Below are 16,498 nucleotides of genomic sequence, written 5' to 3'. Positions count from 1 at the left end.
GAGCATTCCAGGATACGTCACGCCGTCGGTGCTGCGAGCCCGGCGGCGAGGTCCGCTGCCGACCGTGCCGGCAGGGCGCACACACGGTCGTGGCAGACGTAGGCCGCCGGGTCGAGCGTGTCCCGTGCTGCGAACAGCTCGAACCCCGCGGCCGCCCACTCCGCAGCCTGCGTCGGGGTCACGGTCGCGATGACCGTGCCGGGTCGGCGCGTGGCGCGGACGGCATCGCGGAGTGGGTCGTGCGGGTCCGACGTCACGACCACGACCTCACGAGAGGGCCGATGCAGGGCGAGTGCCACACCCAGGGCATCCGCGTGGCCGAGCGGCCGTTCCGTCCCGGTCCGCGCTCGGTCAGCCACGAGCCGACCGGCGGCCGCGCGGTACGCGGAGTCACCGGTCAGCGCTGCGAGCGCGGCTGCCGCGGACGCCAACGCCGCCGTGCCGGAGCGCATCGCGGTCTGCGGCTGCTCGCCGGTCGCGGTCCCGGCTCCGGCGAGCACGGGGTCGACGTCGAACCGGCCTGCGAGACCGTCGTCGACCAGGGAGCGAGCGGTCACGGCGTACGAGACCTCGCCGGTCGCCAGCGCGAGTTCGAGCAACCCCTCGGCCAGCAGCCCGACGTCCTCGATGGTCGCTGGTGCCGCCGACGGCCCGCGGGACGTGCTCGAGCGGACCACGACGTGTCCGTCGCGCACGTGCGAGTCGAGCAGCGCGTCGGCCGCCGCGCGCGCGAGGTCGATCATCTCGTGGTCGTCGTGGCGTGCTCCGGCGATCGCCAGCCCGCGGATCGCCAGGCCGTTCCAGCCGGTCAGTACCTGGCCGTCGAGGGGTGGCGGGTCGAGGTGCACTCGTTCGGACAGCGGCCGTCGGTACCACTCGCCCTCGACCCGCTGGCCGTCGATCGTGGACTCGCTGTCCTGTGCGGCGACGAACGCGCCGTCGCGCTGCCGCAGGGTGTCGCGCAGGAAGTCGGCGATGCCGCGTGCCTGCTCGGCCCCGGCGACCGCGAGCAGCCCTGCGTTGTCGTAGAGCATCCGCTCGTAGTGCGGCACGCTCCAGTCGCGCTTGGTCGCGTACCGGAACACGCCGCCGTCGGCATCGGTCAGCTCGGAGGCCCGGATCGCGTGCAGCGACCGGTCGAGCAAGCCGTCGGCTTCGGCGTCGCCGTCGGCCGCAGCATCGGCGAGGAACTCGAGCAACGGCGTGCTGGGGAACTTCGGCGCGCCGCCGAAACCCCCGTAGGTGGTGTCCTCGGCTTGCGACAGCTGGCCGGTGACGGCCCGGATGCTGTCGACGGACGGGAGGCCCGTGGTGGGTCCGCCAGCACCCTCGCCGGCGCGGGCGGTCGCGTCCGCCTCGGCCCCCTGCCGGATCGCTGTCGCGATGGCAGCGGCGTTCGCGTCGACCTCGTGCCGCCGCTCGGTCCAGGCGTCGAGCACCGCCGCCAGGATCTGCCGGAACGCCGGCACCTGGCCCACCGGGGTCGGCGGGAAGTAGGTGCCGGCGAAGAACACGTGACCGTCGGGCGTCAGGAACGTGGTCAGGGGCCACCCGAGCTGCTGGGTGAACGCGCTCGCGGCGGCCATCAGGCTGGCGTCGACGTCGGGACGTTCCTCGCGATCGACCTTGACGGCGACGAAGTCCTGGCGGAGCAGTGAACCGATCTCCGGGTCCGCGAAGCTCTCGCGCGCCATGACGTGGCACCAGTGGCACGTGGCGTAGCCGACCGACACCAGGACGGGGGCGCCGCGCTCCCGTGCCTCGGCGAACGCTTCGGGCCCCCACTCGCGCCAGTCGACCGGGTTGTCGGCGTGCAGGCGGAGGTACGGACTGACCGAGGTGCCGAGCCGGTTGTCGTTCATGCCTCCAGCGTGCCCCGTGGCGACTGAGCGGGCCGGCGACGGACGCGATCTGTGGACGGATCGTCGATGTCCACAGCTGCCGGTCGCCAGGTCAGCGGGGGAGCCATCCCATCAACGCGGCGAGACGCTGCGCGACCTGGGCGGGGGTGAGATCGTCCGTGTCCACCCGGGTGACGGTGTCCCCGGAAGCCGAGTCGAGCCTCCCGGCCGTCCGCGTGCTGTGCGCGAGCTGCGCCTGCGGGACATCGCCACCTGCCCGTCGGGCCAGCCTCTCGGCGGTGGGACCGTCTGCCGCTCGCAGCAGGACCGTCGTGACCACGGGGTCGTCGCCCATGGCGGCGGCCAGACGCTCGTGTTCGAGCGCGGAAACGGTGTTCGTGTAGACCAGCCGGTGGTGTCCGAGCTCGCGGTAGGCCCGCCACATCGCCGCGAGGTTCCGCTCGGCCAGGTGCGCCTCGGGGTGCTCGACGTGCGGCGCCGGATGCGCGAGGTCGAGCAGGTCGCCCTCGATCACCGCGTGCCGGACGTCCGCAGCGACGAGCAGGTCGTGCAGGGCCTCGGCAGCGGTGGACTTGCCGACGCCGGAGCGACCGCCGATGAACAGGACCTCGGAGCGGGGCATGCTCGGCGCCGTCAGCCGAGGCCGAGCGAGAGGAGCGCGAGCGCGGCGTCCTCGGGCCCGTAGTCGAACAGGTGCTCCCAGAACGGGTCGTCGGCCCACGGCACGTCGCCGTCCGCCGGTGTGGACTGCGCGGTCTCCATCAGCCAGTCGAGCTCGGGCACGACGGCGGTCGCGAAGGTCGGCGGCTGCCACCCGAGCGCTCGCGCCGCCGTGGTGTCGAGCACGAACGGTGCCGGCGACGACCACGGCGTGGTCCCGACGAAGGCTGGGGCGTCCGCGTCGAGCAGGACCTCGTCGAAGCGGTGATCGAGGTGCCCGGCGATGGTGCGCACGATCTCGAGCGCGGTCGGGGCTGACTCGTCGGCGACGTTGAGGATGCGGCGATCGGGAGCATCCGCGACCAGGCGCACGAGCGAGCCGATGCCGCTCGCCGCGGTCGTGTGGTCGACGCCACGGCCGTGGTCGGCGAGCAGGATCCGCTCGCGGCCGTCCAGCACGCGGCGGACCACGAACCACTCGCGCGGACGACCGATGCCGACGCCGTACACCTTCGACGGGCGCAGGACCGTGACCGGAGCGCCGTGGTCGAGGAGGACCTGCTCGGCGGCCACCTTCGCGGCGCCGTAGCCCTCGCGGCTGGTCGGGTCGCCGTCGCCTGCGGGCACCGTCGGCTGGATCTCGGTGACGGCAGCACCGAAGACCGGCTTGTCCACGGAGTTCGCGTGCCGGCCCTGCTCGTCCGCGTAGACGGCGCGCGAGGAGACGAACGCCGTGGAGCCGACGTCGTCGAGGAACGGCAGGAGCTGCGTCGCGTCGTCGCGGGTCAGGCCGACGGTGTCGACGAGCAGGTCCGCGCCGGGGCGGAGCAGATCACGCAGGGTGCTCGTGTCGCGGCGGTCACCCGCGGTGAACGTCACGCCACGGGCGGTGAGGGCATCGGCTGCCGGGCCGCCACGACGAGCGAGGACGTCGACCTGCCAGTCGTCGCCGCCCCGGCCGGAGGCGTCGAGGAGTTCACGTGCGACGGCCGAACCGATCCCGCCGGTGCCGCCGAGGATGACCGCGCGTCTGGAGCTCATGCGCCAACGCTAGCGGGACGGTCCCCGGCGGTCGGTGTCGTCAGGACGCCAGCGCCTCGGGTTCGTGTCGCCACCAGTCCAGCAGCGAGCCGTCGTACACGGTGACGTTGTCGTGGCCGAGCACCGTGAGTGCCAACGCATCGACGCACGCAGCGCTGCCGACCCCGCAGTAGGTGACGATCTCGTCCTCGCCGACGACGGCTGCGAACGCCGCGGCCAGTTTCGGTCCGCGCAGGTACGCGTTCGTCTCCGGGTCGACCAGGGTGTCCACCGTGATCGGGGTGCTGCCGGGGATGATCGGTGCGTGGTCGGTGCCGAGTGAGGCCTCGGGCGCGGCGAACACCAGGGCCGCCGGCTCGTCGCCCGTCACGGCACGGCGGACCCGGGCGCGGTCGGCCCACAGCGGGCGCTCTTCACCGGCGAGGAAGGCGCTGTCGTCGTCGGGCGCCTTCGCTGCACCAGCTGCCTGGCGGAGGGCTCCGACGCGGACCGGGCGGCCCTCGTCGCGCCACTTCGTGAAGCCGCCGTCGAGGACCGCGACCGAGTCGAACCCGAACGACCGGAAGATCCACCACAGCCGTGCCGACCACTCGCCGACGCGGTCGTCGTAGACCACGACCGTCGAGGCGTTCGTCACGCCCAGGTCACCGGCGGCGGTTTCGAACCGCTCGGCACTCGGCCGGGTGAAGGGCACCTCGGCACCGGGTGTGGAGAACTCGTCCACGAGGTCGGCGAACCGGGCTCCGGGGACGTGTCCACGCCGCTCGTAGGAGTCGACCGCGGAGCGCCACGTCGTCTCGAGGCCGGTCCCCACCGTGTGTACCGAAGCGTCGAGGACGACGAGCTCGTCACCACCGAGGTGGTCGGCGAGCCACTGCGTCGACACGAGCGGCGAGGTCAGGACGGGGGCCATGCCGCACACGATAATGCGGACCACTGACGGGTGACAGGGAAACCGACACACTGCGCAACCGGGGCGCGTGTGGAGGCTTGTGCGTCGACTCGGAACGACATGGTGGTCGTCGCACGACATCGCGATCGTCGGATCGAGTCGGCACCGCCCCGCTGACGCGTCAGTGTGCGGCGGCGGGGATGCTCCCGGTCGTCGTGGACGCAGCGTGTGCAAGCCGGTCGAGCCGCACCGACTGCCGGTTGATGAGCAGGCCACCGGCGAGGGCGACGAGCACGAGCACCCCGGCCGAGATGCCGAACGCCACGTGGTACCCGTCGAGCGTGGCCTGCGCCTGCTGCAGCTTCGTGGGCGCCGCCGACAGCCCGGACAGGCTGTTCTTCACGACGTCGGCGAAGATCGTCGACAGGAGTGCCGTGCCGATCGAGCCGCCGATCTGCTGCATGGTGTTGACCGTCGCCGAGGCCACACCGGCGTCGGCACGGGCGACCCCGGTCGTCGCGGTGTTCATCGCGGACGAGAAGATCGTGCCCATGCCGAGACCGATGACGATCAGTGCCGGCAGGACGGTTCCTGCGTAGGAGCTGTCGAGGTCGGTGCGCAGCAGCAGGAGCAGGCCGATCGCGGCGACCAGGCCACCGGCGAAGATCAGGATCTTCGGGCCGACGCGGGGCAGCAGTCGCCCACCGATCTGCGTCGCCGAGACCATGATCGACAGCGGCATCGGCAGGAACGCCAGACCGGTCTGCAGCGAGCTGAACCCGAGGGTCTGCTCGAGGTAGTAGGTCAGGAACAGGAAGATGCCGAACATGCCGATCGCCACCAGGCCGATGGCGATGAACGATCCGCCACGGTCGCGGTCGAGCACGACCCGCAGGGGGAGCAGCGGGTGCGCCACGCGCGTCTCGATGAACACGAACGCGGCGATCAGCAGCACGCCGGCGGCGAGCATCGCGATGGTGACGGGGGAGTCCCAGCCGTTCGTCTCGGCATTCGAGAACCCGTAGACGACGCCGACCAGACCAGCGGTGATCGTGATGACCCCGAGGACGTCGATGCGCGGACGGTCGACCTTCGGCGGCTTCTCCATGAAGACGAGCGCACCGATCACGCCGAGCACGGCGAAGACCACGTTGACGTAGAGGCACCAGCGCCACGAGGCGTACTCGGTCAGCACGCCGCCGAGCAGCAGGCCGATGGCCGCACCGGAACCGGCGATGGACCCGAAGATGCCGAACGCACGACCGCGCTCCTTCGGGTCGCGGAAGGTCGTGGTCAGCATGCCGAGGGCGCTCGGGGCGAGGAGCGCGCCGAACACACCCTGCAGTGCCCGGGCGGCGACGAGCAGACCGAACGAGTCGGCGAGACCACCGAGGACCGATGCGACGGCGAAGCCGACCAGACCGATGATGAAGGTGTTCTTCCGCCCGAACAGGTCGCCGAGGCGTCCGCCGAGCAGCAGGAGCGAGCCGAACGCCAGCGAGTACGCGGTGACGATCCACTGGCGCTGGTCGGTGCCGAACCCCAGGTCGGCCTGGGCCGAGGGGAGCGCGATGTTCACGATGGTGGCGTCGAGCACGACCATCAGCTGCGCGAGGGCGATGACCGCCAGGGCGATCCAACGGTGGTTGGGCTTGGCGGGGGTGGTGCCAGTGGTCGTGGGTGCGGCCCCGGTGGGGGTCGGCACGGTGTGTTCTGCCGTCACGGCAGCCTCCTTCGAGAAGGTTGGAGGGGGAGCACGAAGCGCGCGCCGTCGGGCGTTTCGAAGAGGGAGGATCCAAGCGGATGCACGGCATCCGTTTGTGGACAGTGTAGACCGAAACGGAAGGTCCGCATCCACTTATTCCCAGAAAGTTCAACTAGGTTCGGCACCGTGAGCACCACCGAGTCCGCGCCCGACCTCGAGCGCCCGCTGCGCGCCGATGCGGCACGCAACCGCGAGTTGATCCTGCAGACGGCTCGCAAGTGCTTCGCGGAGCGCGGCTTGTCGGTCACCCTCAACGACATCGCGCACGAAGCCGGCGTCGGCGTCGGCACCGTCTACCGCCGCTTCGCCGACAAGGACTCCTTGATCGAGGCGCTGCTCGCAACCAAGTTCGAGGCGATGAACGACGCCGCGGCCCGTGCAGCCGAAGTCGTGGATCCGCGTGAGGCGCTGCGCGTCTACCTCACCGGTGTGTTCGAGTTCCGGGCGCGCGACCGTGCGCTCGCCGACGCCATCGTGCGCGCCGGCAAGGCCCGTCCGTCGATCGTGCAGGAGCGGGACCGGCTCGAGCGCCAGGTCTCCGCGATCATCGGTCGTGCCGATACCGCGGGGGTCGTCCGGGCCGGGTTCGACTACCGCGACCTGCCGATGCTCACCGCCATGGTGGGCGCCGTCGCGGACGCCACCCGCGAGCACGACCCGAACGCCTGGCGCCGGTACGCCGAACTCCTCATCGAGGGCGTCCTGCCGCAGACCGAGAGCGCGACCGCCGCGAGCATGGTCGGCGACCCGCTCGACCGCGAGTCCATCGAGCGCGCGCTGCACGCGCAGTCCTGACGCGTCCCGGCGACTCGGGCCGGGCCGTGGTCCGAGCCGCCTCCGGACCGGAGGCCCGTGGCGGTGCCGACCCACGCCTCCCGTCCGACGGTCTGGTCACGACCAGAGCGCCGGACCGGTCGCGACCACGGCGCCGGGCCGACACCCGACGCGCGCTACAGCCAGCTCGGCAGCCAGTAGTGCGACCGGATGAAGTCCCACGGCACCTGGATCGCCGTCCACATCGGGTACCAGTACGCCGATGCGAGCACGACCACGACCAGGTACACGCCGACCCAGACGATCGCGCGGGTCCGTCGGGGCCGTGGGTCCGTCCGTGACCCCAGCAGCAACCCGATCGCGGCAGCCAGCGCCATCACCATGAAGGGCTCGAAGGCGATCGTGTAGAACTGGAAGACCGTCCGGTTGACGTACATCAGCCACGGCAGGTAGCCCGCGGCGACGCCGAGCAGCACGAAGCCGTACTGCCACTGCCGGCGCAGGATCCAGAGCACGAGCAGCGCCACCGTCGCGATGACCGCCGCGTACCAGATGAACGGGTTCGCGACGCCGGTGATGGCCTCACCGCAGCGACTGGCCGAGCAGCCGTCCTGCCCGGCGTCGGTGCCGACGTAGAACATCGACGTGGGGCGCTGCATCACGAGCCAGAGCAGTGGGTTCGCCTGGTACGAGTGCGGCGTGTGCAGGCCGATGTTGAAGTTGTAGATCTCCGACTGGTAGTGCCACCAGTTCTGCAGGCTGTCCGGCACCCGTCCGAGCAGACCGGTCCAGCGTTCCCCGCCGGAGGCCAGCCAGTTCCGGTCCCAGCCGTCCTTCGACACGAACCAGCCCGTCCACGACGCGACGTAGGTGACGGCGGCGATCGGCACGGTGAGCAGGAACGACACCGGAGCCTGCTGCAGCAGCGCACTCGACGACCAGAACTCCACGCCCGCACGGCGGCGCATCATCATGTCGCTCAGCACCGAGTAGACGGCGAAGAACGCCAGGAAGTACATCCCCGACCACTTCGTCGCGGTGGCCAGCCCCATCGTCAGGCCCATCGCGAACAGCCACGGACGCCACCAGAGCACGGGCCCCCACAGGGTGTCCCGGCCGGCAGCGATCCGCTCCGCGACCCAGTCGTCGAGCCGCCGCTGACTCTGGCGCCGGTCGAACAGGAGCGCCCCGAACCCGAGCACGACGAAGAACGTCAGGATGCCGTCGAGCAGCGTCACGCGGGACATCACGATCGCCTGCCCGTCGACGGCGAGCAGGCCGCCGGCGAGGGTGCCGACCAGGGTCGAGCGGAACAGCGAGCGGGCGATCACCGCGGTCAGGAAGACCGTCGCGATGCCGAGCACGGCGACGGCGAACCGCCAGCCGAACGAGTTGTCCGCCCCGAACAGGAGCATGCCGAGCCCGATCAGGTACTTGCCGAGCGGCGGGTGCGCGATGAACTCCGCGGCGCTGGTGAAGATGTCCGTCTCACCGCTCGAGAACCGGTCGTCGGTCGTCGGGGCGGAGTCGCTGCTCGGGTTCGCCGGCCAGGTGCCCTCGTAGCCGAGGTGGACGATCGACCAGCCGTCCTTGACGTAGTAGGTCTCGTCGAACACGAGCGAGTGCGGGTTCCCGAGGTTCGCCAGGCGGAGCACGGCGGCGAGCAGCGTCACCGCGATCGGTCCGGCCCAGCGCCACACCGCGACGCGCTGCGCGGTGGAGAGCACCCGCCCCCACCAGTCGTCGAGCCGCGAGCCGACCGGCCCGTCGGGCACGGCCGTGCGGTCGTCGGTCAGCTCGCTGGTCATCGCTGAGCATCCTACGGATCGGGGGTATGTCCGCGCTGCGACCGCGGTGCTCGCGCCGCGTGGCCGCGCCGGCATCGCCGTGCGGGGACAATGGGGGCGTGATCGTCCTCGCAGCAACGCCCATCGGCAACCTCGGGGACGCCTCGCGCCGTCTCGTCGAGACCCTCTCCAACGCCACGGTCGTCGCGGCCGAGGACACCAGGACCGCCATCCACCTCATGCGCGCCCTCGGCATCGAGAACCGTCCGCGGCTCATCGCCCTGCACGAGCACAACGAGCGGGCGAAGGCGTCCGAGGTCGTCGAGCTCGCGCGCGACCAGGACGTCGTGGTCCTCACCGACGCCGGCATGCCCGCGATCAGCGACCCCGGCTTCCCGCTCGTCGAGGCCGCGGCCGCCGCGGGTGTCACCGTCACGGCGCTGCCCGGCCCGTCGGCGGTGCTCATGGCGCTCGCGGTCTCGGGCCTGCCGACGGACCGGTTCACCTTCGAGGGGTTCCCGACGCGCAAGGGCGGGGAACGCCGCCGTGCATTCCAGGCGCTCGCGGGGGAGCAGCGCACGATGGTCTTCTTCGAGTCGCCGCACCGGTTGGCCGAGACGCTCGCCGACATGGCCGTGGGGTTCGGGGGCGACCGACGAGCCGCGGTCTGCCGCGAGCTCACGAAGCTCTACGAAGAGGTCCGTCGTGGGCCGCTCGACGAGCTCACCTCCTGGGCCGCCGAAGGAGTCAAGGGCGAGATCTGCATCGTCGTCGCCGGGGCGGCCGAGGCCACGGAGGAAGCGACGCTGGACGACGGGGTCCGCCTCGTGCTCGAGCGGGTGGCCGCCGGCATGCGCATGAAGGAGGCCGCAGCGGCGGTCGCTGATGCGACCGGCCTGTCGAAACGCGACCTGTACGAAGGCGCGCTCGCGGCGCGGTAGACGACGGCAGTGCCGGACGGGAGGCGCGGGGCGGGCCCGCCACGGGCCTCCCGGATCCGGTTCTCCACAGTCCACCGCCGCGCGCGTCATCCGGGTTCCGTGCGCCCGTAGGATGGTCCGCATGTCCGACGGGTCCTCGTTCAGCATCACCACGCCGATCTTCTACGTGAACGACGTGCCCCACATCGGGCACGCCTACACCGAGGTCGCCGCGGACGTCCTCGCGCGCTGGCACCGGCAGCGGGGTGACGACACCTGGCTGCTCACCGGCACCGACGAGCACGGACAGAAGATCCTGCGCACCGCCTCGGCGAACGACGTCACGCCCCAGGAGTGGGCCGACCGTCTCGTGACCGATGCGTGGAAGCCGCTGCTCGACACCGTCGACGTGGCCAACGACGACTTCATCCGCACCACCGACGAGCGCCACGAGCGCGGCGTGACGGCGTTCCTGCAGAAGCTCTACGACGACGGCTACATCTACGCCGGCGAGTTCGAGGGCTTCTACTGCGTGGGGTGCGAGGAGTACAAGCAGCCGAGCGACCTGGTCGCCGGCACCGGAGCGTACGAGGGACAGCAGGTCTGCGCCATCCACTCGATCCCGGTCGAGGTGCTGTCCGAGCGCAACTACTTCTTCCGCATGTCGGACTTCGAGCAGCGCCTGCTCGACCTGTACGAGTCGAACCCGCTGTTCATCCAGCCGGAGAGCGTCCGCAACGAGATCATCTCGTTCGTGAAGCAGGGCCTGCGCGACCTGTCGATCTCGCGGTCCAGCTTCGACTGGGGCATCACGATCCCGTGGGACAGCGACCACGTCCTGTACGTGTGGTTCGACGCCCTGCTCAACTACGTCACGGCGCTGGGCTACGGCACCGAGGACGACGAGGCCTTCCAGCGCCTGTGGCCGAGCGTGCACATCGTCGGCAAGGACATCGCCCGCTTCCACGCCGTCATCTGGCCGGCGATGCTCATGGCCGCCGGGCTGCCGGTACCGGAGCGCGTCTTCGGCCACGGCTGGCTGCTCGTCGGCGGCGAGAAGATGTCCAAGTCGAAGCTGACCGGCATCGCGCCGTCGGAGATCACCGACACCTTCGGGTCCGACGCCTTCCGCTACTACTTCCTGCGCGCCATCACCTTCGGGCAGGACGGCAACTTCAGCTGGGAGGACATCTCGGCGCGGTACCAGGCCGAGCTCGCGAACGGCTTCGGCAACCTGGCGTCGCGCCTGGTCGCGATGCTGCAGAAGTACTTCGACGGCGCGGTGCAGTCGCGCGGGTCGCTGACCGAGTCGGACGAGGCGATCGATGCCCTGGCGGTGTCGGTCACCGAGCGTGCCGACGCGGCCATCGCGGCCTTCGCCCCGCACGAGGCGATCGCCGCCGTGTGGGAACTCGTCGACGCCCTGAACGGGTACATCACCGAGCAGCAGCCGTGGGCGCTGGCGAAGGACGACGCGAACCGCGAGCGGCTCGGCACCGTCCTGACCACGGCCCTGCGTGGCCTCGGCACCGTCGCCGTGCTGCTCTCGCCGGTGATGCCGAAGGCCACCGAGAAGCTCTGGGCCTCGATCGGTGCCGGTGGCTCGATCGCCGAGCAGCGCGTCGACCGTGCGTTCGAGTGGCAGGGTGCTGCGCACGTCGTGGCGCTCGAGAGCGGACTGTTCCCGCGGATCGAGCAGGCGGAGCAGGGCGCCGCGTGACCGAGGCCCACCTCCGGTCCCGCGGCGACGGGGACGGCTCCAAGCGCGACCTGACCTACCCGCCGTTGCCCGAGGCGCTCGTCGTCCCGGTCTACGACAACCACACGCACATGGAGATCGCCGACGGTGGCGACGGGGCGCTCGACTACCGCGAGCACCTCGGCCGTGCCTCCAGCGTCGGCGTCCGCGGAGTCGTGCAGGTCGGCACCGACCTCGCGACCTCGCAGTGGTCCGCATCGATCGCCGCCCGTGAGCCCCGTGTCCTCGCGGCGGTCGCACTGCACCCGAACGAGGCACCTGCGCTGCAGGAGCAGGGGCTGCTCGACGAGCACCTCGCCGGCATCGAAGCCCTCGCGGCGTTGCCCCGCGTCCGGGCGATCGGCGAGACCGGGCTCGACTTCTTCCGCACCGGTGACGACGGCCGCGATGCCCAGGTCCGGTCCTTCGAGGAACACATCCGCATCGCGAAGGAGCACGACCTCGCGCTGACCATCCACGACCGCGATGCGCACGATGCCGTGGTCGAGGTGCTCGACCGCGTCGGGGCGCCGGAGCGCACGGTGTTCCACTGCTTCTCCGGTGGCCCCGACCTGGCCCGCCTCTGCGCCGAGCGCGGGTGGTACATGTCGTTCGCCGGCACGGTGACGTTCAAGAACGCGGCGCCGCTGCGTGAAGCCCTGCTCGTCGCACCCCGGCGCCTGATCATGATCGAGACCGACGCGCCGTTCCTGACGCCGACCCCGTACCGCGGCCGGCCGAACGCCCCGTACCTCATCCCGCTCACCCTGCGGTCGATGGCGGAGACCCTCGGCACCGACCCCTCGATGCTCGCCGCGCAGATCGCCTCGAACACCGAGCTCGTCTACGGTGCGTGGGACGCCGAGCCCGTGACGGTGGACGAGTAGTGGGCGCGCTGCTCGGTCCGTCCGAGATCCGCCAGCTCGCCGCCGAACTCGACGTCACCCCGACGAAGAAGCTCGGGCAGAACTTCGTGCACGACGCCAACACCGTCCGACGCATCGTGACCGTCGCCGGTGTGACGCCCTCGTCCCGGGTCCTCGAGATCGGGCCGGGCCTCGGCTCCCTGACGCTCGGGCTCACCGAGACCGGAGCACCCGTCACCGCCGTCGAGATCGACAAGCGTCTCGCGGCGCGGTTGCCGTCGACGGTGAGCGCGCTGCAGCCAGGGGCGTCGCTGACGGTCGTGCAGCAGGACGCGATGACCGTCGCCGCGTCGGACCTCGACGCCGAGCCGACCCACCTCGTCGCGAACCTGCCCTACAACATCTCGGTTCCCGTGCTCTTGCACCTGCTCGCGACCTTCCCGTCGATCGAGCGGTCGCTCGTGATGGTGCAGGCCGAGGTCGGGTACCGGCTCGCCGCTGGTCCGGGCAGCAAGGTCTACGGTTCGCCGAGCGTCAAGGCCGCCTGGTACGGCTCGTGGAGCACCGCCGGACTCGTCAGCCGCCAGGTGTTCTGGCCCGTCCCGAACGTCGACAGTGTCCTGGTGGCGTTCGACCGGCACGAGCCCCCGGGGGACGAGCAGTTGCGGTCGCGAGTGTTCACCCTGGTGGATGCGGCGTTCCAGCAGCGGCGGAAGATGCTGCGGCAGAGCCTGTCCGGTGTGCTCGGTGGCAGCACCCACGCGTCAGAGCTCCTGACAGCGGCGGGCATCGACCCGACGGCCCGGGGTGAGGCGATCGGCGTGGACGACTTCGTGCGGCTCGGTCGGACGGTCCTGGCTGCTGCGGAGTAGCTCGCCTCCCGCCGATCGCCTGCGAAATACAGAATGTTCGGCGCTGTCCGTTCGATTCTCCTACGGTTGATCGCATCGACCAAGGAGGCATGATGCAGCCGACCGAACCACGCCGACCGATCCGCCGCGGCCTGACCGAGGAACAGCTCACAGCGGGACGTCGTCGCGCCCTGCTCAGCGCGGATCCCGGTCGGCCGAGGGGGCCGAGGATCTTCACCGAAGCCGAACGGCAAGCGCTGTTCGCTCGGACGCCTCGACCTGAAGGTACGTTCGAAGAACGCCGCGAACGCCGACGACGCGCGATCGAGTCGATCGATCCGGACTTCTGGGTTGAGCCGACCGTCTCGTTCCACACGCTTCCCTGACCGTGTTCGAGCGACTCACGCCTCAGCATTTCGACGAGCACCGGGTTCTCAAGTTCGACGACTGCGCCGCCCGCCCTGACGTCGTCCTCGTCGACTCGAGCTTCATCCGGAGCGCGCTGCGCCGGACCGGGCGTCACAGGGTGGAGGCGGTCGCGTTCCTCGACCACCTCGACCTCGCGGGCACGGAGATGATGTACAGCGCCTTCACGGAGTTCGAAGTCCTGCGAGCTGCTCACGGCATGGCCACGGAAGCCGCTCGTCGCCATGTCACCGCGTGGCGGGAGTTGTTGCGGTCGACGCAACTGCACTGGGTCGGGGTCGATGCCGTCAGCGATGAGGTCCCAGACCTCATGGAAGAGTTCGGCCTGACCGTCTCGGGTGCATTGCACGTCGCAACAGCTCGGCATTGGGAAGTCGACGGCTTCGTGACGGTCGATCCTGCGTTCGGGGTCGTCGACAAGGAGCGCCTCCCGCTGATCATCGACGCCGAGGGCGCTCAGCTGGCGCGTCGCCTGCGTGCCGGTTCCCGGCCCTGATCCGCGACGACGGTAGACCACGACCGATGACGGCATGACCGACGGAACGGTTCGCTCGCACGCGCAGGGGATGGCGGCGAATCGTTTCGTCGCGGCTGGTGCATCGAGCATCGAGCATCGAGCATCGAGCACGCCGCGAGCGCGTCGTGGTGAGCGCCAGTCGGCCTCTGACGCCGCGAACGGGGGTGCGCGCGCAGGACCCGCGGACCCCTACGATCGGCGGGTGCCTCGCAACACCTTCTCCCGGTGGCTGGCGATCGTCGCCGTGCTCGGCGGGTTCGTCATCGAGTTCTTCGCCGTGCCAGCAGTCGTGCGCGACCTGCAGAACGACGCGGCATGGGCGGGAGTGCTGCTCGGGGTCGCGCTGCCCGTGTTCGGGGTCACGGTCTCAGCCTTCCGAGACGATCCGGAAGACGTCGATGACGACGACTTCCGACAGCCGGAGCGCCTCGACCGACGTGGTCGAGTAGCCGAGGGAGCACTGGCCGTGACCGCGTTCACCGCGTCCTGGGCGGCGACACGCTTGCACCACAAGCCCCTCGACTCGGCGTTGTACAGCGCCGTGGTCGCCTCGGCGCTGCCACTGGCGAGCCGTGCGCTCGGCCGGCTCGCGCGCCGCCGCGGTGAGCAGACCGACGGCGCTGACGACTGATGCGCCCCTCGCGCCGTGCAGGGGGCGCGTCGCCGTGTGTCAGTGCTCGCGGGACGCCATCATCTCGAGGATCTGCTGGTGGTTGCCGTTGCGTTCGGCGAAGCGCAGCGGGTGCACGTTCTGCACCAGGATCTCCGGGGCAGCGCCGGACTCGACGAGGGCGATGACCTCGTCGGCGAAGGCGTCGAGCGGCATCCCGCCGAAGTCGGCACCACCCATCAGGTCGGTCATCACGGCCGGCGGGGCGAGCTCGAGGACCTCGAGCGACGAACCGACGAGCTGCTGACGGAGGGCCTGCGTGTAGGCGTGCACGGCGGCCTTCGTCGCGCTGTACGTCGGCGAGGCGGTGAGCGGGACGAACGCGAGCCCGGACGTGACGGTCATCAGGGCGGCCGAGGGCTGGGCGAGCAGGTGCGGCAGGAATGCGTCGATGAGCCGGATCGTGCCGACCAGGTTCGTCTGGACGAGTTCCAGGGCGTCGTGGATGTGCTCGGGATCGCGGAGGTCCTCGTCGCGCATGATCCCGGACATGGTGATGAGAGCGTTCAGCGACGGGTACGCCTCGAGCACCGAGGCGGCAGCAGTCTCGATCGAGGTGGCGTCGGCGACGTCGATCTGCACGGTGCCGAAGCCGTGCTCCGCGGCGAGCGAGTCGAGCAGCGCCTGCCGACGCCCGCCGATGACGACGGTGCTGCCGGCGGCCTGCAGCCGCTGGGCCAGGGCGAGGCCGATACCGGAGGTCGCGCCGGGGATGAAGACGGTGGAGTTCGTGATGTCCATGTGCACCACCATGCGCCGCAGCCGGTGTGTCATCCAGACCTCGCTCATCGGGGGATCCGCGATCCCTGGCACGGCGGCGGGAACCGGACGACAATCGGGACCATGGACCGTGCCGCACTCGCCGACTTCCTCCGTCGTCGCCGCGAGCTGCTGCGCCCCGAGGACGTCGGTCTCGGCCAGGGACCACGGCGCCGTACTCCCGGCCTCCGGCGCGAAGAGGTGGCCGCACTCGCGGGGATGTCGGTCGACTACTACACGCGTCTCGAACAGCAGCGTGGACCGCAGCCGTCCGAGCAGATGCTCGCCGCGATCGCCCGGGCGCTCCGCTGCAGCCTCGACGAGCGGGATCACCTGTTCCACCTGGCCGGGCAGAACGCACCGACCCGGTTGCACCGAGCCGACCACGTCGACCCGGCGATCCTCCGCGTGCTCGACCGGCTCGAGGACACCCCCGCGATCGTGGTCAGCCACCTGGGCGAGACGCTGGTCGAGAACCGGCTCGCGGCGGCGCTGCTCGGATCGTCCGTCGGCCTGCCCGGCAACGAGCGGTACCAGGCGTGGCGGTGGTTCGTCACCGGGGACGAGCTCGCGAAGTACGCGCCGGAACAGCACGAGCGACTGGCCCGGGTCGTGGTGGCGTCGCTGCGGGCGGCGGTGGGGCTGGCCGGACCGGGGGACCGACGCGCGACCGAGCTCATCGCCGAGCTCGAGGAACGGAGTCCTGAGTTCCGCGGCCTCTGGGCGAAGCACGAGGTGGCCACCCGCTGGTCGGACAACAAGACGATCGTGCAGCCCCAGCTCGGCCGGATCACCGTCGACTGTCAGGTCCTGCACACCGACGACCAGGCCCAGGCGCTGCTGTTGTTCACCGCACCCCCAGGATCCGAGGACGCGCAGAAGCTCGAGCTCCTCGGCGTCGTCGGCCAGCAGTCGTTCGCGGGCTGACGCGGCGCACGGTGCAGGTCCGCACGACCCGTGCGACCCTCCT

16 protein-coding genes are annotated in these 16,498 nt (G+C 70.9%); 9 read left to right on the top strand and 7 right to left on the bottom strand.

Features of this window, described 5'->3' with window-relative positions:
* Positions 1 to 17: 17 nt before the first annotated feature.
* The 5 genes from ITJ59_RS08545 to ITJ59_RS08525 form a co-directional block, all read right to left on the bottom strand.
* Positions 18 to 1,862 (bottom strand): thioredoxin domain-containing protein, encoded by a 1,845-nt coding sequence (locus ITJ59_RS08545; protein WP_194650678.1) that lies wholly within the window; start codon positions 1,860 to 1,862, stop codon positions 18 to 20.
* 91 nt (positions 1,863 to 1,953) lie between these two features.
* On the bottom strand, positions 1,954 to 2,484 hold the full coding sequence (locus ITJ59_RS08540) for an ATPase (protein ID WP_194650677.1): 531 nt from the start codon (positions 2,482 to 2,484) through the stop codon (positions 1,954 to 1,956).
* An 11-nt stretch (positions 2,485 to 2,495) separates the two neighbouring features.
* A complete protein-coding gene (locus ITJ59_RS08535) occupies positions 2,496 to 3,563 on the bottom strand; it encodes an NAD-dependent epimerase/dehydratase family protein (protein WP_194650676.1) in 1,068 nt (355 codons plus the stop codon).
* Between the two features lie 40 nt (positions 3,564 to 3,603).
* Positions 3,604 to 4,476 (bottom strand): sulfurtransferase, encoded by an 873-nt coding sequence (locus ITJ59_RS08530; protein ID WP_194650675.1) that lies wholly within the window; start codon positions 4,474 to 4,476, stop codon positions 3,604 to 3,606.
* 160 nt (positions 4,477 to 4,636) lie between these two features.
* Positions 4,637 to 6,178, bottom strand: coding sequence for an MFS transporter (locus ITJ59_RS08525; protein WP_194650674.1), 1,542 nt, complete (start codon positions 6,176 to 6,178; stop codon positions 4,637 to 4,639).
* Positions 6,179 to 6,346: 168 nt separating this feature from the next.
* On the opposite strand from ITJ59_RS08525, the gene ITJ59_RS08520 reads away from it, so the two are divergent.
* Positions 6,347 to 7,015 (top strand): TetR/AcrR family transcriptional regulator, encoded by a 669-nt coding sequence (locus ITJ59_RS08520; protein ID WP_194650673.1) that lies wholly within the window; start codon positions 6,347 to 6,349, stop codon positions 7,013 to 7,015.
* 155 nt (positions 7,016 to 7,170) lie between these two features.
* Here ITJ59_RS08520 and ITJ59_RS08515 read toward each other — a convergent pair whose 3' ends face one another.
* Positions 7,171 to 8,802 (bottom strand): dolichyl-phosphate-mannose--protein mannosyltransferase, encoded by a 1,632-nt coding sequence (locus ITJ59_RS08515; RefSeq protein WP_194650672.1) that lies wholly within the window; start codon positions 8,800 to 8,802, stop codon positions 7,171 to 7,173.
* Positions 8,803 to 8,900: 98 nt separating this feature from the next.
* Here ITJ59_RS08515 and rsmI point away from each other — a divergent pair, with 98 nt between their 5' ends.
* From rsmI to ITJ59_RS08480, 7 genes are all read left to right on the top strand, one after another.
* The gene (gene rsmI / locus ITJ59_RS08510; protein ID WP_194650671.1) at positions 8,901 to 9,722 is read left to right on the top strand and encodes a 16S rRNA (cytidine(1402)-2'-O)-methyltransferase; all 822 of its coding nucleotides are present in this window, start codon (positions 8,901 to 8,903) and stop codon (positions 9,720 to 9,722) included.
* A 121-nt stretch (positions 9,723 to 9,843) separates the two neighbouring features.
* A complete protein-coding gene (metG, locus tag ITJ59_RS08505) occupies positions 9,844 to 11,421 on the top strand; it encodes a methionine--tRNA ligase (RefSeq protein ID WP_194650670.1) in 1,578 nt (525 codons plus the stop codon).
* The gene (locus ITJ59_RS08500) at positions 11,418 to 12,326 is read left to right on the top strand and encodes a TatD family hydrolase (protein ID WP_194650669.1); all 909 of its coding nucleotides are present in this window, start codon (positions 11,418 to 11,420) and stop codon (positions 12,324 to 12,326) included. Before metG ends, ITJ59_RS08500 begins: the two co-directional genes overlap by 4 nt.
* Entirely contained in the window at positions 12,326 to 13,177 is an 852-nt protein-coding gene (rsmA, locus tag ITJ59_RS08495) for a 16S rRNA (adenine(1518)-N(6)/adenine(1519)-N(6))-dimethyltransferase RsmA (protein WP_194650668.1), read from the top strand. The genes ITJ59_RS08500 and rsmA overlap by 1 nt, the downstream gene beginning before the upstream one ends.
* Positions 13,178 to 13,266: 89 nt before the next feature.
* On the top strand, positions 13,267 to 13,542 hold the full coding sequence (locus ITJ59_RS08490; RefSeq protein ID WP_194650667.1) for a hypothetical protein: 276 nt from the start codon (positions 13,267 to 13,269) through the stop codon (positions 13,540 to 13,542).
* A gap of 2 nt (positions 13,543 to 13,544) precedes the next feature.
* Entirely contained in the window at positions 13,545 to 14,078 is a 534-nt protein-coding gene (locus ITJ59_RS08485) for a type II toxin-antitoxin system VapC family toxin (RefSeq protein ID WP_194650666.1), read from the top strand.
* Positions 14,079 to 14,301: 223 nt separating this feature from the next.
* Positions 14,302 to 14,730 (top strand): hypothetical protein, encoded by a 429-nt coding sequence (locus ITJ59_RS08480; RefSeq protein WP_194650665.1) that lies wholly within the window; start codon positions 14,302 to 14,304, stop codon positions 14,728 to 14,730.
* Positions 14,731 to 14,769: 39 nt separating this feature from the next.
* Here ITJ59_RS08480 and ITJ59_RS08475 read toward each other — a convergent pair whose 3' ends face one another.
* A complete protein-coding gene (locus ITJ59_RS08475) occupies positions 14,770 to 15,510 on the bottom strand; it encodes an SDR family oxidoreductase (protein ID WP_194650875.1) in 741 nt (246 codons plus the stop codon).
* A 102-nt stretch (positions 15,511 to 15,612) separates the two neighbouring features.
* On the opposite strand from ITJ59_RS08475, the gene ITJ59_RS08470 reads away from it, so the two are divergent.
* Entirely contained in the window at positions 15,613 to 16,455 is an 843-nt protein-coding gene (locus tag ITJ59_RS08470; protein ID WP_194650664.1) for a helix-turn-helix transcriptional regulator, read from the top strand.
* The last annotated feature ends 43 nt before the right edge of the window (positions 16,456 to 16,498 follow it).

This window comes from Curtobacterium sp. VKM Ac-1393 (assembly GCF_015350995.1).
GTDB lineage: Bacteria > Actinomycetota > Actinomycetes > Actinomycetales > Microbacteriaceae > Curtobacterium.
The sequence above is the reverse complement of the archived record's forward strand: the minus strand, read 5'-3'. Positions and strand labels throughout refer to the sequence as shown.

Bases quoted from the DNA above. Each gene is read 5' to 3' on its own strand.
- ITJ59_RS08540 (WP_194650677.1), bottom strand. From the start codon at position 2,484: ATGCCCCGCTCCGAGGTCCTGTTCATCGGCGGTCGCTCCGGCGTCGGC.
- ITJ59_RS08530 (WP_194650675.1), bottom strand. From the start codon at position 4,476: ATGGCCCCCGTCCTGACCTCGCCGCTCGTGTCGACGCAGTGGCTCGCC.
- ITJ59_RS08535 (WP_194650676.1), bottom strand. From the start codon at position 3,563: ATGAGCTCCAGACGCGCGGTCATCCTCGGCGGCACCGGCGGGATCGGT.
- ITJ59_RS08515 (WP_194650672.1), bottom strand. From the start codon at position 8,802: ATGACCAGCGAGCTGACCGACGACCGCACGGCCGTGCCCGACGGGCCG.
- ITJ59_RS08545 (WP_194650678.1), bottom strand. From the start codon at position 1,862: ATGAACGACAACCGGCTCGGCACCTCGGTCAGTCCGTACCTCCGCCTG.
- ITJ59_RS08475 (WP_194650875.1), bottom strand. From the start codon at position 15,510: ATGGACATCACGAACTCCACCGTCTTCATCCCCGGCGCGACCTCCGGT.
- metG (WP_194650670.1), top strand. From the start codon at position 9,844: ATGTCCGACGGGTCCTCGTTCAGCATCACCACGCCGATCTTCTACGTG.
- ITJ59_RS08490 (WP_194650667.1), top strand. From the start codon at position 13,267: ATGATGCAGCCGACCGAACCACGCCGACCGATCCGCCGCGGCCTGACC.
- ITJ59_RS08470 (WP_194650664.1), top strand. From the start codon at position 15,613: ATGGACCGTGCCGCACTCGCCGACTTCCTCCGTCGTCGCCGCGAGCTG.